Origin of the sequence: Ruegeria sp. ANG-R (assembly GCF_000813985.1) — a bacterium.
Taxonomy (GTDB): domain Bacteria; phylum Pseudomonadota; class Alphaproteobacteria; order Rhodobacterales; family Rhodobacteraceae; genus Ruegeria.
In genome coordinates, this window is the sequence record NZ_JWLJ01000001.1 from 277,998 (window position 1) to 300,956 (window position 22,959).

Below are 22,959 nucleotides of genomic sequence, written 5' to 3' on the forward strand. Positions count from 1 at the left end.
TAGGCTTTCTGTTATGAAATACATGCTGATTTTGGTTCTTGTTCTGGTCGCTGGCTGTGATGCTGTTCGCTCCACGACGGATCGGGTTTTCGGAGGTTCGCCGGGCGAAGCAGAGGCCGCCCCAGCAGCGGCGGAGGTCACTGAGGCCCCCCCCGTGCCGGTGGCCGCTGCGACCGGGTGGGCTGGTGCTAAAACGACTGTCGCCGGGCTGGGCGATCCAAATACACCGGGACGCTGGCTGCAAACTCCGCTGGTTCAAACGGAAATCAACGGTCGTGTTGTCGTGCCGCGTACAGGTGCACAAGCCTATGTTACGCTTGTTCCCGCGCCAGGGCCCGCAGGTGGCGGTAGTCGGCTGTCGCTCGAGGCGATGCGCGCACTATTGGTGCCATTCGATGAACTGGTGGAGCTGGAAGTTTATTCCGACTGAGCGCGCAGGTATTTTCCGGCTTCTTTGCGGGCAAAGGGTTTCATTGCTTCACCATGCTTTTCCAGAAACTCCAGCACACGTTTGGGGTCATGCTTTGATAACTCGCGCAGCCACCATGCGATGGCTTTCTGGATAAACCAATCCCGGTCAGGGACGTAGCCTGCAGCCCAACCAAGAATGCGGTCGCGGCAAAGCAACTCTTCGGGTTTCGGATGGTTCTGTTTCGTCCAGGGCAGGGTGGCGACCAAAGCGGCACGTTTGGTCCACATATGCCCTGACCCGGTCCAGCGTTCGACCTGATCCAGCCGCTGAGGGGCGGCAGACAGGCGCTTTTGCATCGCCATGCAGGCGTGATCAGCCACGGCCCAGGCGTCGAAATCGGGCAACCAGCTTTGCAACAAATCCCACACTGCGTCATCGGGACGGATACGGGCCTGGGTCAGCAGCTTGGCCGCAGCGACCCGCGCCTCGTGGATGTTGGTTTGCCACAAACCGTCGGCAACAGTTATGCGGTCGGCGACGTCAAGTTCGCGCCGCCAAGCCTTGGTCAGATCGTTCAGAACCGGGTTCGGAACACCCAGATAGGGGCGGTCAACCTTGTGGTAGGCCGCCACTTGTTCTGCGCGGTCAGGATCGGCATGGGCTTTGATCTGATCCAGATAGGCTTGCATACGGGGTCACTCGACCGTGACTGATTTCGCCAGATTGCGAGGCTGATCGACGTCTGTGCCTTTGGCAACAGCCGTATGGTAGGCCAGCAACTGTGCAGGAACTGAGTACAGGATCGGCGCAAGGCTGGTGTGGACATGCGGCATCCGGATCGTGCTCCAGACACCGTCCTCCGCCTCGTCGATACCATCGTCGTCCGAGACAAGGATGACCTTACCCTTACGCGCCATCACTTCCTGCATGTTGGAAACAGTCTTGTCGAATACCGCATCTCGCGGGGCCATGACGACGACCGGCATATGCTTGTCAATCAGGGCGATCGGGCCGTGCTTAAGTTCACCCGAAGCATAACCTTCGGCGTGGATATAGCTGATTTCCTTGAGTTTCAGCGCACCTTCCATGGCCAGCGGGTACATGAGGCCGCGCCCCAGGAACAGCACGTCGCGCGCCTCGGACAGGCGCTGGGCAGACTGGCGAACAGCGTCGTTCTGATCCAGAGCTGCATTCAGAACTGTCGGCAATCCACGAAGGGCGGCCGCGTGATCGGCAATCTCTTCATCTGACAAAGTGCCGCGATCTGCCGCCGCCTTCAGGGCCAGCATCAGCAGAACACTAAGCTGGCAAGTGAAGGCCTTGGTCGAAGCGACCCCGATTTCAACGCCAGCATGGATCGGCAATGCAACATCGCTTTCACGCGCAATCGAGCTTTCGGCGACATTGACGACCGATACGATCTTGTCCGCCTTGCCCTCGCAATAGCGCAACGCCGCCAGCGTGTCGGCGGTTTCGCCGGATTGACTGACAAACAGCGCCAAAGTCCGGTCCGAGATCGGAGGTTCGCGATAGCGGAACTCGCTGGCGATATCGACTTCAACAGGCATCTTGGCCAGTTGTTCGAACCAGTACTTCGCCGTCAGACAGGCATAGAATGCCGTGCCGCAGGCCACCATGGTCAGACGGTCCAGCTTGGTGAAATCCAGATCACCACCCGGCAACACCACATGATTACCACCGGTCGGAAGATACGAGCGGATGGCTTCGGCCACCACAACAGGCTGCTCGGCAATTTCCTTGGCCATATAATGCTTGTGGCCGCCTTTGTCGGCACGGGTCTGATCGATTTGAATTTGCCGGACTTCGCGGTTGGCAAGCTCACCGGTTTCGGTTCGAATCTCCAGCGAAGTGCGGGTCAGAACCGCCCGATCGCCTTCTTCAAGATAGGTGATGCGATCGGTCAGCGGGGCCAATGCGATAGCGTCCGAACCGACAAACATCTCACCCTCGCCATGGCCTATCGCCAGAGGCGAGCCCTTACGCGCTGCGACGATCAAATCTTCTTGTCCGTCGAATAGGAAGGCGAGTGCGAATGCGCCTTTGAGCCGGTCGATGGTCTTGAACGCTGCGTCAATCGGTGATTGTCCTTCGGACATGTACCGTTCTGTCATCAAGGCAACGGTCTCGGTGTCAGTGTCCGTGACGAAGTCAACACCGTGTTCAGCCAACTCTGCCCGCAGTTCGCGATAGTTTTCGACGATACCATTGTGCACAACAGCGACAGGTCCCGCCTTGTGTGGGTGCGCGTTGTTCACTGATGGCGCCCCATGGGTCGCCCAGCGGGTATGACCGATGCCGGATTTCCCGGCCAATGGCTCATGCACCAAAAGGTCGCTCAGGTTCACCAACTTGCCGACAGCCCGACGACGCCCAAGCGCGCCATCATTAACTGTAGCGATACCCGCACTGTCATAGCCGCGATACTCAAGTCGCTTCAGGGCTTCGACCAGAATAGGGGCGGCTTCGTGGCTGCCCAGAACACCAACAATTCCACACATAATTCAGGCTCCTTTGTCGCGGCGAGCCTTCTTCGCCTTCAAAATTTCAAACAATTTGCGCGCATAGCCGGGCTTATTCTCTTGCTTGGCACGCGCCACGGCCAATGCGTCTGGCTCAACATCCTTGGTCACTACGGTCCCGGTGGCGGTCATCGCGCCGTCACCCAGAGTGACCGGGGCCACCAGCATCGTGTTCGATCCGATGAACACGTTTTCCCCGATGGTCGTTTTGTGCTTCATCACGCCGTCATAGTTGCAGGTGATGGTCCCCGCCCCGATATTCGTCGCCGCCCCGACCGAGGCGTCGCCGATATAGCTGAGATGATTCACCTTTGCGCCCTCGGAGATATCGGCGTTCTTGATCTCGACAAAGTTGCCGATTTTTGCGTTTTCGGCCAGTTCCGTTCCCGGACGCAGCCGTGCGTAGGGGCCAACCACCGCGCCCCGGCTGACATGGCAGCCTTCGAGATGTGAAAACGCCCGGATCGTTGCACCGCTTTCCACGGTCACGCCGGGGCCAAAAACCACATTGGGCTCGATCACGGTGTCGCGGCCTATGACGGTATCTGCAGCCAGATAGACCGTCTCGGGTGCCATCAGAGTGACCCCAAGACCGAGCAGTTCGGATCGTGCCTGTGCCTGAAACACCGCATCTGCCGCCGCCAGATCCGCGCGGGAGTTAACACCCAATGTCTGCGCTTCATCGCAGGCAACGGCAGTCACGTTCAAACCCCTTCCGCGGGCGATCTCAACGACGTCGGTCAAATAGTATTCACCAGAGGCGTTGTCGTTTCCAACCGCATCAATCAACGAGAACAGGGTTTCAGCGTTACAAGCCAAAAGGCCTGAGTTACAGAAGGTTATGGCGCGCTCAGTATCCGAAGCGTCCTTGAATTCGACAATCCGCTCCAGTGTGTCGCCATTCATGACCAAGCGGCCATATCGCGCGGGATCTGCGGCTTCGAATCCAAGAATGACCAGATCATTGTCTGCTCGTGTCGCGATCATCCGTTCCAGAGTGTCCGGCTGCAAAAACGGGGTGTCTCCATACAAGACAACCACATCCCCCTGAAAACCGTCCAGCGCCGACCGCGCTTGGGCAACGGCGTGAGCAGTGCCAAGCTGCTCTTCCTGCACTGCGATGCTGGCGTTTTCATCTTCGGCTTCTGCTACGGCTGCCACGGCTTCGGCTCCGTGGCCGGTGACAATCACGGTGCGTTCGGGTGACAGAACCGCTCCGGCACGCATGGCGTGGACCAGCATCGGGGCTTGCGCAATAGGGTGCAGGACTTTGGGAATATCAGAGTTCATCCTTGTGCCTTTTCCGGCGGCAAGAATGACAAGGGCGGTGCTCATGAAATCGTTTTCTCTTTTGTTTTGTCGCCGCCCGTTTTATCCGCTGTGGGCAAAGGCGCAAGCGGTTCAGCCATCAAAGAAGATTGCCGTTTGCAACACGACATGGCGGATTCCCGCCGGTTCAGGAGGTGAGTATGCGAACGGTAATCTTCGATCTGGATGGAACTTTGGCGGATACATCCGGCGATTTGCTGGCCGCCGCGAACCAGTGTTTCCGCCAGATGGGCCATGGCGATGTGCTGACGCCCGAGCGTGATGCGGCGGTCGCAGTGCGTGGGGCACGACTGATGTTGTCTCATGGATTGAAACGGGTCGGTGCCTATGATGCGGATGTTGTCGAGGCCTACTATCCGATCTTTCTCGACGTCTATGGTCAGGCGATCGATACGCATACCTATTTCTACCCCGGCGCGCTTGAGGCCGTAGAGGCGCTCAAAGGCGCGGGCTATGGGGTGGGTATCTGCACGAACAAACCCGAGGGTCTTGCAGATTTGCTGCTGACCCGATTGGGTGTTCGGGACCGGTTCGCATCGTTGGTGGGGGCCGATACGTTGCCGGTGCGCAAACCCGACCCCGAGCCTCTTCGCGAAGCGGCCCGCCGCGCCGGAGGGCATCCCGATCACTGCGTTCTGATCGGCGACTCGGATACCGACCGGAACACGGCTCGGGCTGCAGGTGTGCCATCGGTTCTGGTGACGTTCGGCCCTTCGGGCGACGATATGGCCGCGCTGGAGCCCGAGGGGCTGTTGGATCATTTCGATAATTTACCGAAACTGGTCTCCGATTTGATCGGAGCAGCCGTGTGATCCCTTGACCTGCCTCATGCACAGTATCAATACAGGCGTATGACCGAGACATTCACGGGTAATTTCACCCAGCAGGAACCCATTCCCGAAGAGGCAATCGAAGCCGCAATGACCGTGCTGCGCCATGGTCGGCTACATCGTTACAACGTCGCGCCGGGGGAGTTGAGCGAGACGGCTTTGCTGGAGCAGGAATTCGCTGCGCAAATGGGCGCGAAATACTGTCTGGCTGTATCTTCAGGCGGTTACGCTTTGGCCACGGCGCTGCGCGCTGTTGGCGTAAAACCGGGCGATGCGGTGCTGACCAACGCGTTCACGCTGGCTCCGGTGCCTGGGTCAATTGCGTCAGTGGGTGCAAGACCCGTCTTTGTTGGTGTGACCGAGGACTTGACCATCGATCTGGATGATCTCGAGGCCAAGCTGGATCAGGCGCGTGTGCTGATGCTCAGCCATATGCGCGGGCATCTGTGTGATATGGATCGGCTGATGCAGATGTGCGACGCGGCAGGTGTGATCGTGATCGAAGATTGCGCGCATACAATGGGTGCCGCGTGGCGCGGGCAGCTGTCGGGGCGGCAGGGGGCTGTCGGATGCTATTCGTGCCAGACGTATAAGCATGTCAACTCGGGCGAGGGCGGGCTGCTGATCACCGATGACCCGGAACTGGCGGCGAAGGCCACGATGTTGTCCGGGTCCTACATGCTGTACGAGCGTCACCTGGCCGCGCCTGGGCCCGAGGTTTTCGAGCGGATCAAATACACCACACCCAATGTCTCGGGCCGGATGGACAATCTGCGCGCCGCGATCCTGCGCCCTCAACTCCGCGATCTGGACCGGCAGGTGCAGCGCTGGAATGAGCGTTATGATGAAATCGAGCGCGGTCTGCGGGAGACGCCCGGATTGACGATTGTGGAGCGACCGGAAGGCGAAACATATGTGGGCTCATCAATCCAGTTCCTGTTGCTGGACTGGTCGCCCGAGCGCATTGCTGATGTGATCCGCCGTTGCGCCGCGCGCGGGGTCGAGCTGAAATGGTTCGGCGGGGCCGAGCCCTCGGGCTTTACCTCACGCTATGACAGCTGGCGCTATGCAGAGAGCGACCGGATGCCCGCAAGTGACCGAATCTTGTCAGGGATCATGGATATGCGCGTGCCACTGACATTCTCGCTGGAGGATTGTCGTCAGATCGCGCGCATTATCCGCGCCGAGGTCAGCGCAGTTTATCAGTCGTAATCCAGTGGAGTGTGCTTTCAGCGCACGCTCGATATTCTTGAAAACGCCGCCCCATGGAGGGGCGGCTTCTTGTTTTGGTCCGCGCGTCGTCGTTGACCGGGGGTGGATTCGCTGCTATTTGATTATTGAACATTTGTTCATTAACGCAGCCGGAGGGACCCTGCATGTTTATGGCCGCAATGCAATTCGATCTGGGTGAGGACGTGAACGCCCTGCGCGAGATGGTTCATCGCTGGGCGCAGGAGCGGGTCAAGCCGATGGCGGCTGAGATCGACTCGACCAACGCCTTCCCGAACGCGTTGTGGAAAGAGATGGGTGAGCTTGGCCTGCTGGGTGTTACGGTGCCCGAGGAATATGGCGGTGCCGGCATGTCGTATCTGGCGCACACAATTGCGGTTGAGGAAGTGGCACGGGCCTCGGCTTCGGTATCGTTGTCTTACGGCGCACATTCGAATCTGTGCGTCAACCAGATCAAGCTGAACGGCAATGAAGAACAGAAGAAGAAATACCTGCCGCGTTTGATATCCGGGGATCATGTGGGGGCGCTGGCGATGTCCGAGCCTTCCGCCGGGTCGGATGTGGTGTCAATGAAGCTACGCGCCGAGAAGCGGAACGATCACTACCGGCTGAATGGTAACAAATACTGGATCACCAACGGGCCAGACGCCGATACGCTGGTGGTTTATGCCAAAACTGATCCTGATGCCGGATCAAAAGGCATCACCGCGTTTCTTATCGAAAAAGAGATGAAAGGGTTCTCGACCTCGCCCCATTTCGACAAACTGGGGATGCGCGGATCGAACACGGCGGAGCTGATCTTTGAAGATGTCGAGGTCCCGTTTGAAAACGTCCTTGGAGAAGAGGGCCGTGGTGTGGCGGTTCTGATGTCCGGTCTGGATTATGAGCGTGTGGTACTTGCGGGAATTGGAACCGGGATCATGGCGGCCTGCTTGGATGAGGTGATGCCCTATCTGGCCGAACGCAAGCAGTTCGGTAAACCGATCGGAAGCTTCCAACTCATGCAGGGAAAGATCGCGGATATGTACACGGCGATGAACTCAGCCCGGGCCTATGTCTATGAGGTCGCAAAAGCCTGTGACCGGGGGGATGTGACCCGTCAGGATGCGGCGGCCTGCTGCCTTTACGCCTCGGAACAGGCCATGGTTCAGGCGCATCAGGCGGTTCAGGCGCTGGGCGGCGCCGGGTTCCTGTCGGATGCGCCGGTCAGCCGGATTTTCCGCGATGCAAAGCTGATGGAGATCGGTGCGGGCACCAGCGAAATCCGCCGGATGCTGATCGGCCGCGAAATGATGGGCGAGATGCGCTGAGCGCAACAAGCCCCGCAGTTCAGAAAACTACGGGGCATTGAAAGTTATGGATCAGAAACGATGGACGTAGGACAGGCCAACGAGGAAGGGATCGATCTCGGCTTTGCCGATGTCGTTGCCGTCCAGGGTGACGTCCGAGTCGATGTCGAACCAGCGCACGTTCAGACGCACGGCGCCTTTCTCGGTCACCATGTAGTCCAGACCGGCCTGCAGCGAGACACCGAACGAGTCGTCGACATCCAGATCACCCAGAGGCGAGTCTTCGTCGAAGAAGATGGTATAGTTCAGACCCGCGCCGACATAGGGTTTCCATGCGCTGTTGGTCGCGAAGTGATAGTTCAGCGACAGGGTGGGCGGCAGGTGCTTCACGCTGCCGGCATCAACGCTTCCGCCAAGGGTGACGTTGTGCTTGAACGGCGTCGCGGCAAGCAATTCGATCCCGAGATTGTCCTGAATGAAGTACTCGGCAGTGAAGATAGGACGGGTGTCCGAGTCGATGTCTGCATCAAACCCGGCAAGTGTGCCGTTGTCGGATTTGGGCTTCAGGTAGCCCACACCAACGCCAAGCGTCCAGTCGCCCTGAGATTGGGCAAACGCCGGAGCGGCCAGCGCGACAAGTGCGGTAGCAAGGGTCAAAGCGGCGAGTTTCTTTGTCATATTCATGCCTTTGGTTGCGTTAATATGGGCTTTGTGAATGCACCGTTGCCGCCCAACCCTGATCTGCATCAATTCCCCTCAGGCGAGGTGGCGATGCGGAGCGGCTTAAATGCCAGTAAAATAAGGGGAAATCGGCATGTGTCCTGCTGAGGTCATACCGGGTTTGCACAGTGATCAAAGCTGGGCGATTCCGGCGCGGCTGAACATGGCGCGGCAATGCCTTTCGCAGCCGCCCGAGCAGGTTGCCGTTCTGGATCTGACCGAAGGCGATATACGTGCGGTTACCTTTGGCGATCTGGAGCGAATGACCGACAGTATCGCGCGTGCTCTGTCAGAGCGGGTCCGGTCCGGCGAACGAGTGGGCGTATTGCTCAGCCAGTCGCCGTGGTGCGCGGCGGCGCATCTGGCGATCTGGAAGATCGGGGCGATTTCAGTGCCGTTGTTCAGGCTGTTCAAGCGCGATGCGCTGGCATCGCGTGTTGGGGATGCGGGAGCACGGATCGTCTTGACGGATGTCGATGGGGCCGCTTTGCTAGGTGATCTGGCCCGGCCCCTGTTGATCGATGAGATTGAAAGGTGGGAAGCGCCAGTCCCTTTTGCCGATACCGGCCCCGAAGATCCGGCGGTGCTGATCTACACGTCAGGCACCACCGGCAGCCCAAAGGGAGCTTTGCACGGGCATCGTGTGCTGACAGGCCATCTGCCGGGTGTTTCGATCAGTCACAACCACCTGCGGGAAGGTGACTGCCTGTGGACTCCGGCTGACTGGGCCTGGATCGGGGGGCTGTTTGATGTGTTGATGCCCGGTCTGGCTTTGGGCATCCCCGTCGTGGCTGCGCGGCTGGACAAATTCACGCCCGGGGCCTGTGTCGATGTGATTTCACGTGGCGGCGTGCGGAATGTCTTTTTTCCACCGACGGCGCTGCGGATGCTCAAGGCGGCAGATCAGGAGATTCCGAGCCTGCGTTCGGTGGCGTCGGGGGGTGAGCCGCTGGGGGCTGAAATGCTGGCCTGGGGACAGCAGGCGTTTGGCCTGACGATCAACGAATTTTACGGTCAGACCGAGTGCAACATGGTTGTTTCCTCCTGCGCCGAGGATTTCCCTGTGCGACCGGGCTGCATTGGCCAACCTGTGCCGGGGCATGAGGTCGCGGTGGTCGACGAGGATGGCAACCCGACGGATGAAGAGGGTGACGTGGCCATCCGGCGCGGTTCGGCCTCGATGCTGTTGGAATACTGGAACCGGCCTGATGCGACCGCCAAGAAGTTTCGCGGCGATTGGCTGATCACCGGAGACCGCGGCGTATGGGAGGGCGATTATCTGCGTTTCCTGGGCCGCGACGATGACGTGATCACCTCGGCCGGATATCGCATCGGCCCGGCTGAGATCGAGGATTGCCTGCTGACTCACCCAGCAGTCGCCACGGTGGGCGTGGTCGGCAAACCCGACCCGCTGCGGACCGAAATTGTGAAGGCCTATGTCGTGTTAAAGTCGGGGACTGAAGCGTCAGAGCAAGAGTTGCAGGATTGGGTCAAGGATCGGCTGGCGCAGTATTCTTACCCACGTGAGGTGGCATTTCTTGAGGAATTGCCGATGACAGTGACGGGGAAGGTCATTCGGAAAGAACTGAGAGTGCGGGCGGCAGGAGAGTTGAGATGAGGCGTATTTTAATCATTGCTTGTATGGCGATACCAACGCACGCGGCGGCAGATTGGGCTCCGAAGCCGGTTGCCGAGGCTGGAATTTGGGATTGTGTAGTGCAGGCCGGTAGCGGTTGGCACGCCGGGGTCACTTGTATCGGACAGTTCGCTGATGCCTGCATCGAAGAGAGCGGTGCCTTCGACAGTATCACGGTCGCTCAGTGCAGAGACGCTGAAACGGAAGGCTGGGATGCGGTTTTGAACACTGCTTACCAGTCTCTGCGCGCCGATTTATCCGCACCGGATATGCTGCCCGTGGCGGCGGAGGCTCTGACCGATGCCCAGCGGGCCTGGATCAAATTCCGGGACGCTGAATGCCTTTCGCGCGGGAATCTCACGACCGGTACCGCTCATTTCGAAGACGGAGCAGATTGTTTTTTGCGAGTCACTGCGACGCGGGCTTTGGATCTTATCGGTTATGGAGGCACACCATGAGCAAGCTAAATTCCAAAGCCATGCCTGCCTCGGAGAGCTTCAAGGCGAACCGCGTAGCTCACCTCGACGCACTGGCACAGATCGCCGAGGCCGCCGAAGCGGCCCGCATGGGTGGCGGCGAGAAGTCCCGGGCGCGACATGAATCGCGGGGCAAGATGCTGCCGCGTCGTCGGGTGGCGAACCTGCTCGATCCGGGTTCTCCGTTTTTGGAAATCGGCGCGACGGCGGCACATGGGATGTATGGGGATGCCGCGCCCTGTGCCGGCGTGATCGCGGGGATTGGCCGGGTACAGGGGCGCGAGGTCATGGTAGTCTGCAACGACGCCACCGTTAAAGGTGGCACATATTATCCGCTGACGGTCAAGAAACACCTCCGCGCGCAGGAGATTGCCGAGGAAAACCATCTGCCCTGCATCTATCTGGTCGACAGTGGCGGCGCGAACCTGCCCAATCAGGATGAGGTTTTTCCTGATCGCGACCACTTTGGCCGCATCTTCTATAATCAGGCGCGGATGAGCGCGAAGGGTATCCCTCAAATCGCTGTCGTGATGGGCTCGTGCACGGCGGGCGGGGCCTATGTTCCTGCGATGTCGGATGTGACGATCATCGTGAAAGAGCAGGGGACAATCTTTCTGGCCGGGCCGCCCTTGGTCAAGGCGGCGACGGGGGAGGTTGTGACAGCTGAAGATCTGGGCGGCGGTGATGTGCACACGCGCCTGTCGGGTGTGGCGGACTATCTGGCCGAGGATGATGCACATGCACTGGCCTTGGCCCGCCGCGCGGTTGGGTCGTTGGGTGGTGCCGGGCTGAAGCCCGGCCTACAGTTTGAGGCACCCGAGGAGCCAGCTTATGACCCCGAAGAGATTCTTGGCGTTGTGCCCGCCGATCTGAGAACCCCCTATGACATCCGTGAAGTGATCGCGCGGCTTGTCGATGGCTCGCGCTTCGACGAATTCAAACCGCGCTTTGGTGAGACGCTGGTAACCGGGTTCGCCCATGTCAAAGGCTGCCCGGTCGGGATCATCGCCAACAATGGCGTCTTGTTTTCCGAGGCCGCGCAGAAGGGCGCGCATTTTGTCGAGCTGTGTTCGCAGCGCAAAACACCGCTGGTATTCCTGCAGAACATCACCGGCTTCATGGTTGGTCGCAAATACGAAAACGAAGGCATCGCGCGGCACGGGGCCAAGATGGTGACGGCGGTGGCAACGACGAGCGTTCCCAAGATCACCATGCTGGTTGGCGGCTCGTTCGGGGCTGGAAACTACGGCATGGCGGGTCGGGCCTATCAGCCTCGGTTCCTGTGGACCTGGCCGAACTCCCGGATTTCAGTGATGGGCGGCGAGCAGGCAGCGGGTGTCCTGGCCACTGTAAAGCGCGAGGGGATCGAACGGCAGGGCGGTACGTGGTCCACCGAGGAGGAGGCCGAATTCAAACGCCCGACGCTGGACATGTTCGAGGAGCAATCGCACCCGCTTTATGCCTCGGCCCGTCTCTGGGATGACGGCATCATCGACCCGCGCAAAAGCCGCGACGTGCTGGCCCTATCGCTGACTGCCGCACTGAACGCCCCGATTGAGGAGACACGTTTCGGCGTGTTCAGGATGTGATCATGGGGGACTTAGTCAGGTTTGTGTCCAGAAAGCCGAATGGCGCTGCCGTAGACGTAGTATCTTGTGTCGACATTCAAACCAACAGATTTCAAGGCATCGGCAACCGAGCCGCCGCTTCCAAAGTTGCGGGTATACTCTCCGATCATGGTGAAATCCTGAGCACCATTCAGAAACAGGCGTTCAATCTGCGGCAGGACACCGTCCAGATAAAGTCGGTAGAGGGGACGCAGCGACCAGCCCACGGGATCGGTCGCTTCGATCAACGAAAAAGGCGCACCGGGTTTGAGAATGCGGCGCAGTTGCCGGGCGAAAATCAGGTGTTGATCCGCATTGAACGTCTTGAGGCCAAAGGTCGAGATGGCAAAATCCGCACTTTCGTTGGGCAGGTCGGTCGTGAGCATATTAGCACAAAGATGCGACACGCGATCTTCGCGACCCATATGCAGCCTTTTCAAGGCCTGACGATGCATCCCGGGGCTGATGTCAATGGCGGTTACTTTTTCTATTTTGGGAAAACGCGCAAACAGGTGCGGCCACGCCTCACCTGTTCCCGCCATCAGATCTACGCCGGACGCAGATGTGTCATGCGGCAACGTCAGGCCGTCGATACAGGATTTGCGCCAGGCACGGATCAATCCGAAAGACGCAATTGCGCTCCAGTTTCGGTACGCGCCGGAACACCTGTCAAATACGCCTGCTACAAACTCGGGATCGTAGATGTCATGGGTCATAGCGCGGACCCTGCAGTTGTGACATGGAAAGTGCAAGGAATTGCTGATGTTTGATAGAGTGTTGATCGGAAAGGGTATTGTCTCCTCGTCCAATGTGCACGTTGATCTGGCTCTGACCCAAATGACCGCGCTGTCCGCTCCGGTCGAGGAGGCACGTTTCTGCGTGTTCAGGATGTAAGATGAGCGTTTCATTGAATGACGTCATGGTCCGCTATCCAAGTGCGCAGACCTTCAAGTTTGGAGACAACGCAACGCTGAGTGCGGAGCTGCTGGCGTTGGTGCGATCAGGCCAAAAAACGGCAACCTGTGGTGCTTTGCGCGACTATCCGGAGGGTAGCCCCGACACACCCGTTGTTGGGCGGCAGGATATTGCGCTGGAATGGGATGATCGCCCGGCCTTGGTGATCGAAACGGTCGAGGTCTCGACCTGCCGATATTGCGATGTAACTGAGGATTTTGCGTTGGCCGAGGGCGAGAATGAAACGCTTGAGGGCTGGCGCGAGGATCATCGCCGTTATTTCGAACGAAATGGTGGGTTTGATCCCGAGATGGAATTGCTTTGCGAACGGTTCCGCCTTGTCGAAGATCTGGCGGTTGAGGGGTAAGCTATGTTCAACAAAATCCTGATTGCCAACCGCGGTGAGATTGCTTGCCGTGTGATGGAAACCGCCCAGAAGATGGGCGTATCCTGCGTGGCTGTTTATTCGGATGCCGATGCCTTGGCCAAGCATGTACAGATGGCCGATGAAGCTGTTCATATCGGCGGCGCGGCCCCGGCTGACAGTTATCTGAGGGGTGATGTGATCATTCAGGCGGCGCTGGATACGGGCGCGCAAGCGATCCATCCCGGTTATGGCTTTCTGTCCGAGAATCCAGACTTCGTGGATTCGGTTGAGGCAGCAGGCCTGACCTTCATCGGGCCATCGGCGGACGCGATCCGAAAGATGGGTCTTAAGGACGCGGCAAAGGTTTTGATGGAGCAGGCGGGCGTTCCGGTTGTGCCCGGCTATCATGGCGACAATCAAGACCCCGAACACCTAGCAGGCGCGGCGGATACCATTGGTTATCCTGTCCTGATCAAGGCTGTAGCAGGTGGTGGTGGCAAGGGTATGCGGCTGGTTGAAAAGCCCGAGGAATTCTCGGCTGCTTTGGATAGTGCGCGCGGTGAGGCGAAGACGGCCTTTGGTAATGACGCGGTACTGGTCGAAAAATTTGTCGCAAAGCCACGTCATATTGAAGTGCAGGTGTTCGGCGATGGCACCCAAGCGGTGCATCTGTTCGAACGCGATTGTTCGTTGCAGCGGCGGCATCAGAAAGTGATCGAAGAGGCTCCGGCCCCCGGCATGACCGCTGAAATGCGCGAAGCGATGGGGCAGGCGGGCGTGCGCGCGGCTGAGGCTATTGGATACAAAGGCGCGGGGACGGTTGAGTTCATCGTCGATGCCTCGGACGGACTGCGGCCAGATCGGTTCTGGTTCATGGAAATGAACACGCGATTGCAGGTCGAACACCCGGTGACCGAAGCGATCACGGGCGTCGATCTCGTCGAATGGCAGTTGCGTGTGGCTGCCGGTGAGAGCCTGCCGAAACAACAAAGCGATCTGTCGATCAGCGGGCACGCGTTCGAGGCGCGTCTCTATGCCGAGGATGTGCCCAAGGGTTTCCTGCCGGCGACAGGCACGCTGACCCATCTTCTGTTCCCGCCCGAGTCGCGCGCGGACAGTGGCGTGCGCGCCGGGGATACGATCAGCCCCTGGTACGATCCGATGATTGCGAAGGTTGTTGTGCATGGGCCAACACGCGCCGTTGCCTTGGAATCCTTACATCGTACTTTGCGTCGGACCGAGGTTGCCGGGACGGTTACCAACCTTGCGTTTCTGGGGGCGTTGACGCGACATGCCGGGTTTGTTGCAGGCGACGTGGATACCGGCCTGATCGGGCGGGATATCGACGGATTGTCCAAAGAGGCAGAGGCTTCGCCCGTGGCCGTGGTTGCGGCGGCGATGATGGCGCTCGATCTGGTTGAGAGCGGGTCGGAAACCGGATTCACCCTTTGGGCGCCTCTGCACCGGGCGGTGCAGTTGCTGCGAGACGAAGATATAATTGACCTGGATGTTCAGGTCGAAGGGCCGGATCGTCAGGTATGGCGGATCGGTGAGACCCACATGGTCGCACAGCGGCGCGGCGGCGACTGGATGATCGATGGCAAGCCTATGCCGCGCGCCGCCATGGCCGGGTCGCAAATCACGGTGTTCGAGAACTACGGACAGGTGTTCGGGATAGTCGACCCGCTTGACCGCGACGCAAGTGCTGCCGGTGATACGAATGTGGTCGAGGCTCCGATGCCCGGATTGGTCAAGGCCGTCTTCGCCAGTGCCGGACAATCGGTGAAGGAAGGCGAACGGCTGGCCGTTCTGGAGGCGATGAAGATGGAGCACTCGTTGCTGGCTGCCCGTGACGGTGTGGTCGCAGAAGTGCTGGCCGAAGCTGGCGCTCAGGTCGAGGCAGGGGCGGCATTGGTGCGCCTTGAGGATAACGCTTGAGCGATTTGAAGCTTATAGGTTACGGCCACAGCGTCTATTCAAGGTCCGTGCGCATTGCATTGGAAGAACTGGCTCTTCCATATCTTTGGGAGGAGGCCGATCCCTTCGATGAAGGGGTGAAGTTTCACCCTTTCAACAGGGTTCCAGTGCTTTTCGATGGCAACATTAGGATTTACGAATGCTGGGCAATTCTTGAATATCTCTATCGGGTTTGTGATCGGTATCCCGAAAGAAATCCGCTTGCGAATGCACGCGCTGCGCAACTGGCCGGTATCGCTTCTGCTTACGCATACTGGCCGCTTGTTCGTTGCGTTTATTCACATGGCGTATTTCGGCCGGCGCTGAACTTGGACTGGGATCAATCCAAAATTGACACGGGCCTTGCTGAGGCATCGGTCGTCCTGAAAGCGTTAGAAGAGATCGCTGCGGATGGCGTTGTTCTTGCTGCGGGCTGCGCGCCCGAGGATTGTATTTTGTTTCCAATGATTGATGCGTTCGGGCGGTATCCAGCTGCTGCGGAAATGCTTGCAGGATACCCCAACCTGAATTCATGGTGGGGGCGGACGAAGCGGCAAAAGACAATAGCCGCTACTTATCTCCCACTGACACCTGAGTCGTGACGATGAGGTCACCTGAGGTAAGTGGGTGTGAAAACGAGGGGAGTGTAGAATGGGTGAACGCGTAGAAGTCTTTGAAGTCGGGCCGCGCGACGGGCTCCAGAATGAAAAGCTTGAAATCCCCGTGGCCGAGAAAGTGGCGCTTGTTGATTGTCTTAGCATGGCCGGCTTTAACCGGATCGAGGTCGCGAGTTTTGTCTCTCCGAAATGGGTGCCCCAGATGGCGGGCAGTGCCGGGGTTTTGGCGGGGATCACACGGGCAGACGGCGTGCGTTATGCTGCGTTGACGCCGAATATGCGCGGATACGAAGACGCACTTGCGGCCAAAGCGGATGAAATAGCGGTGTTTGCGTCCGCGTCGGAAGGGTTTTCAAAAGCGAATATCAACGCGACCATCGCCGAATCCATTGAACGGTTCGCGCCCATCCTCGAAGCGGCGCGGCATATTGATCTGCCGGTGCGGGGCTACGTCTCCTGCGTGACTGACTGTCCCTATGATGGACCAACCCCGCCCGAGAAAGTGGCCGAAGTGGCGGACGCGCTGTTTGCCCATGGCTGTTATGAGATTTCTCTGGGCGATACGATCGGGCAGGGAACTCCGGACAAGATTGCTCATATGCTGCTGGCGGTACGGGAGCGGGTGCCGGTCACCCGGCTTGCGGGTCATTTCCATGACACCAACGGGCGGGCAATCGACAATATCGATGCGTCGCTTGCGCTGGGCGTACGGGTGTTTGATGCGGCAGTGGGCGGTCTTGGCGGCTGCCCCTACGCTCCGGGAGCGGCAGGTAATGTGGCGACCGAAGCGGTGGCTGCGCATCTGGAACGTTTGGGATATGAAACCGGTTTGGATGCGTCTGTTCTGGAACAGGCCGCCGATATGGCGCGGGCAATGCGGGCGGATTAGGATATGTTCGAAACTGTTACCCTGAATACGGACACACGTGGCGTCGCGACTCTGGTGCTGAATCGCCCTGAAAAGCACAACGCGCTGTCAGCGCAGATGATTGCCGAACTGACACAGGCGGCCGGACAACTTGCCAGCGATGAGGCGGTGCGCGTGGTCGTATTGGCCGCCTCTGGCAAGAGCTTCTGTGCCGGAGGTGATCTGGGATGGATGCAGGCACAGATGGCCGCCGATTCCGAGACGCGCTTTGTTGAGGCGCGCAAGCTGGCCGAGATGCTGAATGCGCTGAACACTCTGCCCAAACCGCTGATCGGGGCGTTGCAGGGCAACGCGTTCGGCGGTGGTGTAGGGATGGCCGCTGTCTGTGACGTGGCGATTGGCGTCGACAGCCTGAAGATGGGCCTTACCGAAACCCGTCTCGGCCTGATTCCGGCAACTATCGGGCCTTATGTGATTGCCCGGATGGGGGAAGCGCGGGCAAGGCGGGTCTTCATGTCCGCCCGATTGTTTGATGCGCACGAGGCCGTTGAGCTCGGGCTGCTGGCGAAGGCGGTGCCTTCTGACGCGTTGGCGGACGCGGTCGAGGCCGAGGTGCTTCCATATCTGTCCTGCGCGCCGGGCGCGGTGGCGTCGGCCAAGGAACTGGTACAGTCACTGGGTCCACGTATCGACGATGCGGTGATAGATCATACCATTCGTGGGCTGGTTGCGCGCTGGGAAACCGACGAGGCTCAAGAGGGAATCGCCGCCTTCTTCGACAAACGAAAACCTGTATGGAATAAATAGGTTTAACCCTTTCTGATATGAACCATAGCCGGTGTTGGCGATCAGCGCTCACCACCGAGGAAACACGTACAATAATACCCGCCTGCGCGTCTGTGTTCGGTTGACCCTCTGATCCCACAGGGATACAGAATGTCCAGTCAACACGCCAATTGACGGCGCACCCGTTTTGGACTGTGCGCAGGAAAGGAGCTATTCGTGGAAGACCTGTTGCGGGAATATCTCCCGATCCTGGTGTTTCTGGCCGTCGCCGCAGGCCTTGGAATCGTCTTGATTCTTGCCGCTGTGGTTCTAGCCGTCCGCAATCCCGACCCCGAAAAAGTCAGCGCCTATGAATGCGGTTTCAACGCGTTCGACGACGCGCGGATGAAATTCGATGTCCGATTCTATCTGGTCTCGATTCTCTTCATCATCTTCGATCTGGAAATCGCCTTCCTGTTCCCATGGGCCGTCGGCTTCAAGGACATCAGCGATGTTGGATTCTGGTCCATGATGGTGTTCCTGGCGGTGCTGACCATCGGCTTTGCCTATGAATGGAAGAAGGGGGCCCTGGAATGGGAGTGATGACGGGCGCAAACACCGCGGGCGTCGACAAAGAGGTCGCGACCCAGGCCCTGAATGCCGAGCTGCAGGACAAAGGGTTTCTGCTGACCTCGACCGAAGACATCATCAACTGGGCCCGTACCGGGTCCTTGCACTGGATGACATTTGGTCTGGCCTGCTGCGCGGTTGAGATGATGCACACGTCGATGCCGCGCTACGATGCGGAACGGTTTGGTATCGCGCCCCGCGCGTCCCCCCGTCAGTCTGATGTGATGATCGTGGCCGGAACCCTGACCAACAAGATGGCCCCAGCACTGCGTAAAGTTTATGACCAGATGCCGGAGCCGCGCTATGTGATCTCAATGGGCTCCTGCGCGAATGGCGGTGGGTACTACCACTATTCCTATTCTGTCGTGCGCGGTTGTGACCGGGTTGTGCCCGTGGACATCTATGTGCCCGGCTGCCCTCCAACCGCTGAGGCATTGCTGTATGGCCTGATGCAGCTGCAACGCAAAATCCGCCGCACCGGCACCATTGTGCGATAGGCTTGAACTATGCTTACACGAAAGTTGAACTGTGTTTGACAAGCTAAAGAAATACTTGGGTGCGGTGGTCATCCTGATCCCGCTTGCTGGATTCTTCGGCTATCGCGGATTCGAGCAGAATATCGAAAGTGTCGCGGTCGTTTGTCCTTCGCTGGTTGAAGGGGGTGATTGTGGGTGTGTGACCGAGAGGTTCAGAGCGAATTACGGAATCGTTCGTGGCGTGCTGGAAAACATGCCGATAGTGCGGCACGGTTCAAGCCCTGATGATGAACGTCTAATGTCGGTGCTTGAAGAATCTGTCAGACAATGTGGTGCACGAATGGTCAGTTTTGATGGGGGCACTTCATGAACGAAGCACTCAAAGAACTCGGCGCGCAGTTGGAGCTGAAGCGGGCAGATTGCGTTCTGTCCTGGGATGTGACCCATGATGAGCTGAATGTCGATGTGGCTCCGTCGAACCTTGTGGAATTCATCGAATTCCTGAAAGCCGACCGTAGCTGCCAGTTCTCGACACTCGTTGACATTACCGGTGTCGACTACCCCGAACGCGCCAAGCGGTTCGACGTGGTTTATCACTTCCTGTCGATGTACCAGAACCAGCGTATTCGCCTGCGGGTGTCGATCCGTGAAGAAGATATGGTGCCCTCGATTGTCGACGTACACCCCTCGGCCAACTGGTTCGAGCGTGAGGTGTTCGACATGTTCGGCATCTTGTTCTCGGGTCATCCCGATTTGCGGCGCATCCTGACCGACTATGGGTTCCGCGGCTATCCGCTGCGCAAGGATTTCCCGACCACCGGTTATACCGAAGTTCGCTACGACGAGGCGCAAAAGCGCGTGGTCTATGAACCTGTGTCGCTGGTGCAGGAATACCGTCAGTTTGATTTCATGTCCCCGTGGGAAGGTGCGAACTACATTCTTCCGGGGGATGAAAAACAGGAGACTGAATAATGGGTGGCATCTGGTGGCTGATCCTGTCTGCACTGACCATCATTCCGATGGTGAAGATATTGCCGTTTTTCGGGATCAACAAATACTGGTGCCTGCTCTGTCTGGTTCCCTTCGGCACGATCGCGTTGCTGTGGTGGGTCGGGCTTAAACTGCAAGAGTTGGAGCGCCGCTGATGGGGCTGGGGGAACTGATCGCGCTGGGGGCGTTGGGGGTTCTGCTGGCCGGGGCCGCTGCCAAAGCGGCTGATGCGGAAAAGGTCCGGGTTCGGGCCGAAGCGAAGAAGAAACGAGGGCGTTGATGGACGGCTCAAGATATGATGACGGCAGCACGGACGCGCTGAGCGGCGAGCAGAAGATCCGCAACTTCAACATTAACTTCGGCCCGCAACACCCTGCGGCACACGGGGTTCTGCGTCTGGTGCTTGAGCTGGACGGAGAGATCGTCGAGCGTTGTGATCCGCATATCGGCCTGCTGCACCGTGGCACCGAAAAACTGATGGAAAGCCGGACGTATCTGCAGAACCTGCCGTATTTCGACCGTCTGGATTACGTGGCGCCAATGAACCAGGAACATGCCTGGTGTCTGGCGATCGAAAAGCTGACCGGCGTCGAGGTGCCGCGCCGAGGCTCTCTGATCCGGGTTCTGTATTCCGAGATCGGACGTGTCCTGAACCATTTGCTGAACGTGACAACGCAGGCCATGGACGTCGGCGCGCTGACCCCGCCTCTGTGGGGGTTCGAGGAGCGCGAAAAGCTGATGGTGTTCTATGAGCGCGCCTGCGGTGCCCGCCTGCATGCCGCCTATTTCCGGCCCGGTGGCGTCCACCAGGACCTGCCGCCAGAATTGCTGGACGATATTGAGGCATGGAGCCACGAGTTCCCCGCCGTTTTGGACGACATTGATGGGCTGCTGACCGAAAACCGCATCTTCAAACAGCGCAACGCCGATATCGGTGTCGTGACCGAGGATGACATTCAGAAATACGGCTTTTCGGGTGTTATGGTGCGCGGATCGGGACTGGCTTGGGACTTGCGTCGCGCGCAGCCCTATGAATGCTATGACGAGTTCGAGTTTCAGATCCCCGTCGGCAAAAATGGCGACTGCTATGACCGCTATCTGGTGCGCATGGAAGAGATGCGCCAGTCGCTGCTGATCATCCGTCAGGCGATCGCCAAAATCCGTGATTGCCCTGGTGACGTGCTGGCGCGTGGCAAAATTACTCCGCCGAAACGCTCGGACATGAAGACTTCGATGGAAAGCCTGATCCATCACTTCAAACTGTACACCGAAGGTTTCCACGTCCCTGCTGGCGAGGTCTATGCCGCCGTCGAGGCCCCCAAGGGCGAGTTTGGCGTCTATCTGGTCGCTGATGGCACCAACAAACCCTACCGCGCCAAACTGCGTGCCCCGGGCTTCCTGCACCTGCAAGCCATGGACCACGTTGCCGGAGGCCACCAACTGGCCGACGTCGCCGCGATTATCGGCACCATGGATGTTGTGTTCGGGGAGATTGATCGATGAATTGGAATGAGCTCTCCAACACAACAAGAGGATTGGTGTACTTGGGTGGATTGATTGTTTCCGGCGTGATTGGTGGTTTTGTTGCTCGGCCATTTGTGGACGAAATCTCAAGCGCTGGCGAACAAATTGAGGAAGTTCGGGCGGAAATTGCTCAGCTACAAGAGCGCATTGATGAACTTTTGACATCTGAAGATTTGGAGAAAATCAAGGATGATATCGAAGTTATGCAAAAAAGCGCATTGCTGTCGGGTTCAAAGGTCGTTGTTCGTCCGGATGGCTTTAAAGGTTATCGAATGGTGCACGGTAGGAATATCGGAGGCGAGGCGTTGCTGGTGCTCGGAGACAATGACGCCAGACTACCGAATGCTGAGACATTTGTATTGGAGAGAGTTGACTAAATGCTCCGCCGTCTTCATCCCGAACAACCCGAAAGCTTTGCCTTTACCGCTGCCAACCAGCAATGGGCCGAAGCGCAGATCACAAAATACCCCGAAGGCCGTCAGGCCAGCGCGGTTATCCCGCTGCTGTGGCGCGCGCAGGAGCAGGAGGGCTGGTTGAGCCGTCCGGCGATTGAAACCGTCGCCGACATGCTGGGCATGGCTTACATCCGCGTGCTAGAGGTTGCTTCGTTCTACTTCATGTTCCAGCTGCAGCCGGTTGGTTCGGTCGCGCATATTCAGGTGTGCGGCACGACGTCGTGCATGATCTGCGGGGCCGAGGATCTGATTGCGGTCTGCAAGGACAAGATCGCCTCCAAGCCTCATGAACTGTCCGCTGATGGTAAGTTGAGTTGGGAAGAGGTGGAATGCCTCGGGTCTTGCACCAATGCGCCGATGGCTCTTATCGGCAAAGATTACTACGAAGATCTGACGGCTGAGAACTTTGGTAGAATTCTCGATGATCTGGTTTCGGGCCAAGTGCCGACTCCGGGTCCTCAGAACGGGCGTTACGCGGCGGAGCCTCTGAAAGGGCTGACCAGTCTGACGGAGTATGACAGCGGCAGAACGCAGTATAACGCCAGCGTTCAGCTTGCGAGCGATCTGGGCGATACGGTCAAGCGCATCGACGGAACCGAGGTTCCGATCCTGACGCCGTGGCTGGGCAAGGATGGCAAGGCGGCTGCGACCAAAGCCGCGCCGAAGCCTCCCAAAGCTCCGGCTCCGGCGAAACCTGCGGTGAAACAGGCCGCAGAAGCGAAGGCTGCGAAAGAGGATCAGCCGGAAACGCTGACCGGTGCGCGGGATGGCAAGCCCGATGATCTTAAAATGCTCAAAGGTGTGGGGCCAAAGCTGGAAGAAACCCTGAATGAGCTGGGTTTCTACCATTACGACCAGATTGCAAAATGGACGCCCGAGCAGGTGGCCTGGGTGGATGCGCGTCTGAAATTCAAAGGCCGGATTGAGCGGGATGGCTGGATCGAACAGGCTGCGAAACTGGCGGCGGGCGAGCAAACCGAGTTTGCCAAACGTGCCAAGGAAGATGGCACTTACGAGGACTAAACAGACGCCCGTCCGGGGCATCAGGACGAGATGGATAAGGACAAGGAACAGGCCATCGCCCGTAAGGGCCGACATATCGGCATCGTCATCGCAGTGACGATGGTGATCTGGCTTGGCATGTCCCTATTCATCGGCCCGGCGCTGGGAATGCCGGGACGTTATGCGCTGCTGTTTGATTTCGCCGCTTTGGCAGGATTCATTTATGCGGGCGTCAACATATTTCAACTCTGGCGCATGCGTCAGGATAGCCAAGGGTAACTGAGCG

At 58.6% G+C, this 22,959-nt stretch carries 28 protein-coding genes; 23 read left to right on the forward strand and 5 right to left on the reverse strand.

All coding sequences use genetic code 11. The features are described from left to right. The first annotated feature begins 13 nt into the window (after nucleotides 1-13). Nucleotides 14-430, forward strand: coding sequence for a hypothetical protein (locus RA27_RS01250; RefSeq protein WP_039534215.1), 417 nt, complete (start codon nucleotides 14-16; stop codon nucleotides 428-430). Here the strand turns inward: RA27_RS01250 and RA27_RS01255 are convergent. Genes RA27_RS01255 through glmU form a run of 3 tightly spaced genes read right to left on the reverse strand, consistent with a single transcriptional unit; the run spans nucleotide 418 to nucleotide 4,287 of the window. Next, nucleotides 418-1,101, reverse strand: coding sequence for a DNA alkylation repair protein (locus tag RA27_RS01255; protein ID WP_039534217.1), 684 nt, complete (start codon nucleotides 1,099-1,101; stop codon nucleotides 418-420). The genes RA27_RS01250 and RA27_RS01255 overlap by 13 nt on opposite strands. 6 nt (nucleotides 1,102-1,107) lie before the next feature. Beyond that, nucleotides 1,108-2,931, reverse strand: coding sequence for a glutamine--fructose-6-phosphate transaminase (isomerizing) (gene glmS, locus RA27_RS01260; RefSeq protein WP_039534221.1), 1,824 nt, complete (start codon nucleotides 2,929-2,931; stop codon nucleotides 1,108-1,110). Between the two features lie 3 nt (nucleotides 2,932-2,934). Continuing rightward, nucleotides 2,935-4,287: a bifunctional UDP-N-acetylglucosamine diphosphorylase/glucosamine-1-phosphate N-acetyltransferase GlmU gene (gene glmU / locus RA27_RS01265; RefSeq protein WP_039534223.1), complete on the reverse strand. Its 1,353-nt coding sequence runs from the start codon at nucleotides 4,285-4,287 to the stop codon at nucleotides 2,935-2,937. Between the two features lie 134 nt (nucleotides 4,288-4,421). Between glmU and RA27_RS01270 the strand changes: the two genes are divergently transcribed. The 3 genes from RA27_RS01270 (at nucleotide 4,422) to RA27_RS01280 (ending at nucleotide 7,651) form a co-directional block, all read left to right on the forward strand. Beyond that, the gene (locus tag RA27_RS01270; protein ID WP_039534226.1) at nucleotides 4,422-5,093 is read left to right on the forward strand and encodes an HAD-IA family hydrolase; all 672 of its coding nucleotides are present in this window, start codon (nucleotides 4,422-4,424) and stop codon (nucleotides 5,091-5,093) included. 39 nt (nucleotides 5,094-5,132) lie between these two features. After that, nucleotides 5,133-6,323, forward strand: coding sequence for an aminotransferase class I/II-fold pyridoxal phosphate-dependent enzyme (locus RA27_RS01275; RefSeq protein ID WP_039534229.1), 1,191 nt, complete (start codon nucleotides 5,133-5,135; stop codon nucleotides 6,321-6,323). A gap of 164 nt (nucleotides 6,324-6,487) precedes the next feature. Beyond that, entirely contained in the window at nucleotides 6,488-7,651 is a 1,164-nt protein-coding gene (locus RA27_RS01280) for an isovaleryl-CoA dehydrogenase (RefSeq protein WP_039534232.1), read from the forward strand. 51 nt (nucleotides 7,652-7,702) lie between these two features. Here the strand turns inward: RA27_RS01280 and RA27_RS01285 are convergent, their stop codons facing one another. Further along, a complete protein-coding gene (locus tag RA27_RS01285) occupies nucleotides 7,703-8,308 on the reverse strand; it encodes an OmpW family outer membrane protein (protein WP_039536776.1) in 606 nt (201 codons plus the stop codon). 136 nt (nucleotides 8,309-8,444) lie between these two features. Here RA27_RS01285 and RA27_RS01290 point away from each other — a divergent pair, with 136 nt between their 5' ends. The 3 genes from RA27_RS01290 to RA27_RS01300 are packed head-to-tail and all read left to right on the forward strand — an operon-like array spanning nucleotide 8,445 to nucleotide 12,051. Continuing rightward, nucleotides 8,445-9,968 (forward strand): AMP-binding protein, encoded by a 1,524-nt coding sequence (locus RA27_RS01290; RefSeq protein ID WP_039534236.1) that lies wholly within the window; start codon nucleotides 8,445-8,447, stop codon nucleotides 9,966-9,968. Further along, entirely contained in the window at nucleotides 9,965-10,444 is a 480-nt protein-coding gene (locus RA27_RS01295; protein WP_082025007.1) for a lysozyme inhibitor LprI family protein, read from the forward strand. The genes RA27_RS01290 and RA27_RS01295 overlap by 4 nt, the downstream gene beginning before the upstream one ends. Then, the gene (locus RA27_RS01300) at nucleotides 10,441-12,051 is read left to right on the forward strand and encodes a carboxyl transferase domain-containing protein (protein WP_039534239.1); all 1,611 of its coding nucleotides are present in this window, start codon (nucleotides 10,441-10,443) and stop codon (nucleotides 12,049-12,051) included. Before RA27_RS01295 ends, RA27_RS01300 begins: the two co-directional genes overlap by 4 nt. 11 nt (nucleotides 12,052-12,062) lie before the next feature. Here RA27_RS01300 and RA27_RS01305 read toward each other — a convergent pair whose 3' ends face one another. Then, nucleotides 12,063-12,785: a class I SAM-dependent methyltransferase gene (locus RA27_RS01305; protein ID WP_039534241.1), complete on the reverse strand. Its 723-nt coding sequence runs from the start codon at nucleotides 12,783-12,785 to the stop codon at nucleotides 12,063-12,065. Nucleotides 12,786-12,831: 46 nt separating this feature from the next. Here RA27_RS01305 and RA27_RS24860 point away from each other — a divergent pair, with 46 nt between their 5' ends. The 16 genes from RA27_RS24860 (at nucleotide 12,832) to RA27_RS01375 (ending at nucleotide 22,952) form a co-directional block, all read left to right on the forward strand. Next, nucleotides 12,832-12,963 (forward strand): hypothetical protein, encoded by a 132-nt coding sequence (locus tag RA27_RS24860; RefSeq protein ID WP_255353503.1) that lies wholly within the window; start codon nucleotides 12,832-12,834, stop codon nucleotides 12,961-12,963. Between the two features lies 1 nt (nucleotide 12,964). Beyond that, nucleotides 12,965-13,390, forward strand: a complete 426-nt coding sequence (locus tag RA27_RS01310; protein WP_039534243.1) for an ASCH domain-containing protein — start codon at nucleotides 12,965-12,967, stop codon at nucleotides 13,388-13,390. Nucleotides 13,391-13,393: 3 nt separating this feature from the next. Further along, on the forward strand, nucleotides 13,394-15,328 hold the full coding sequence (locus tag RA27_RS01315; protein ID WP_039534245.1) for an acetyl/propionyl/methylcrotonyl-CoA carboxylase subunit alpha: 1,935 nt from the start codon (nucleotides 13,394-13,396) through the stop codon (nucleotides 15,326-15,328). Further along, nucleotides 15,325-15,948: a glutathione S-transferase family protein gene (locus tag RA27_RS01320; RefSeq protein WP_039534246.1), complete on the forward strand. Its 624-nt coding sequence runs from the start codon at nucleotides 15,325-15,327 to the stop codon at nucleotides 15,946-15,948. Before RA27_RS01315 ends, RA27_RS01320 begins: the two co-directional genes overlap by 4 nt. A 49-nt stretch (nucleotides 15,949-15,997) precedes the next feature. Next, nucleotides 15,998-16,852 carry a hydroxymethylglutaryl-CoA lyase gene (locus RA27_RS01325; protein ID WP_039534249.1) on the forward strand — a complete coding sequence of 285 codons (855 nt, stop codon included), beginning with the start codon at nucleotides 15,998-16,000 and terminating at the stop codon, nucleotides 16,850-16,852. Nucleotides 16,853-16,855: 3 nt separating this feature from the next. After that, nucleotides 16,856-17,638, forward strand: coding sequence for a crotonase/enoyl-CoA hydratase family protein (locus RA27_RS01330; protein ID WP_039534251.1), 783 nt, complete (start codon nucleotides 16,856-16,858; stop codon nucleotides 17,636-17,638). Nucleotides 17,639-17,833: 195 nt separating this feature from the next. Beyond that, nucleotides 17,834-18,199 (forward strand): NADH-quinone oxidoreductase subunit A, encoded by a 366-nt coding sequence (locus tag RA27_RS01335; protein WP_039534254.1) that lies wholly within the window; start codon nucleotides 17,834-17,836, stop codon nucleotides 18,197-18,199. Then, nucleotides 18,190-18,723, forward strand: a complete 534-nt coding sequence (locus RA27_RS01340) for an NADH-quinone oxidoreductase subunit B (RefSeq protein WP_010442777.1) — start codon at nucleotides 18,190-18,192, stop codon at nucleotides 18,721-18,723. The genes RA27_RS01335 and RA27_RS01340 overlap by 10 nt, the downstream gene beginning before the upstream one ends. Nucleotides 18,724-18,754: 31 nt before the next feature. Beyond that, nucleotides 18,755-19,072, forward strand: coding sequence for a hypothetical protein (locus tag RA27_RS01345; RefSeq protein WP_039534259.1), 318 nt, complete (start codon nucleotides 18,755-18,757; stop codon nucleotides 19,070-19,072). Further along, complete coding sequence (locus tag RA27_RS01350; RefSeq protein WP_039534262.1) at nucleotides 19,069-19,674, forward strand: NADH-quinone oxidoreductase subunit C; 606 nt, start codon at nucleotides 19,069-19,071, stop codon at nucleotides 19,672-19,674. Before RA27_RS01345 ends, RA27_RS01350 begins: the two co-directional genes overlap by 4 nt. Continuing rightward, entirely contained in the window at nucleotides 19,674-19,847 is a 174-nt protein-coding gene (locus tag RA27_RS24290) for a hypothetical protein (protein ID WP_010442775.1), read from the forward strand. Before RA27_RS01350 ends, RA27_RS24290 begins: the two co-directional genes overlap by 1 nt. Further along, a complete protein-coding gene (locus RA27_RS24865) occupies nucleotides 19,847-19,972 on the forward strand; it encodes a hypothetical protein (RefSeq protein ID WP_255353504.1) in 126 nt (41 codons plus the stop codon). Before RA27_RS24290 ends, RA27_RS24865 begins: the two co-directional genes overlap by 1 nt. Next, nucleotides 19,972-21,195 carry an NADH-quinone oxidoreductase subunit D gene (locus RA27_RS01360; RefSeq protein ID WP_170597059.1) on the forward strand — a complete coding sequence of 408 codons (1,224 nt, stop codon included), beginning with the start codon at nucleotides 19,972-19,974 and terminating at the stop codon, nucleotides 21,193-21,195. The genes RA27_RS24865 and RA27_RS01360 overlap by 1 nt, the downstream gene beginning before the upstream one ends. Next, nucleotides 21,192-21,593 carry a hypothetical protein gene (locus tag RA27_RS01365; protein ID WP_039534267.1) on the forward strand — a complete coding sequence of 134 codons (402 nt, stop codon included), beginning with the start codon at nucleotides 21,192-21,194 and terminating at the stop codon, nucleotides 21,591-21,593. The genes RA27_RS01360 and RA27_RS01365 overlap by 4 nt, the downstream gene beginning before the upstream one ends. Then, entirely contained in the window at nucleotides 21,594-22,694 is a 1,101-nt protein-coding gene (nuoE, locus tag RA27_RS01370) for an NADH-quinone oxidoreductase subunit NuoE (protein WP_039534270.1), read from the forward strand. Between the two features lie 30 nt (nucleotides 22,695-22,724). After that, a complete protein-coding gene (locus RA27_RS01375) occupies nucleotides 22,725-22,952 on the forward strand; it encodes a DUF5337 domain-containing protein (protein WP_039534272.1) in 228 nt (75 codons plus the stop codon). The last annotated feature ends 7 nt before the right edge of the window (nucleotides 22,953-22,959 follow it).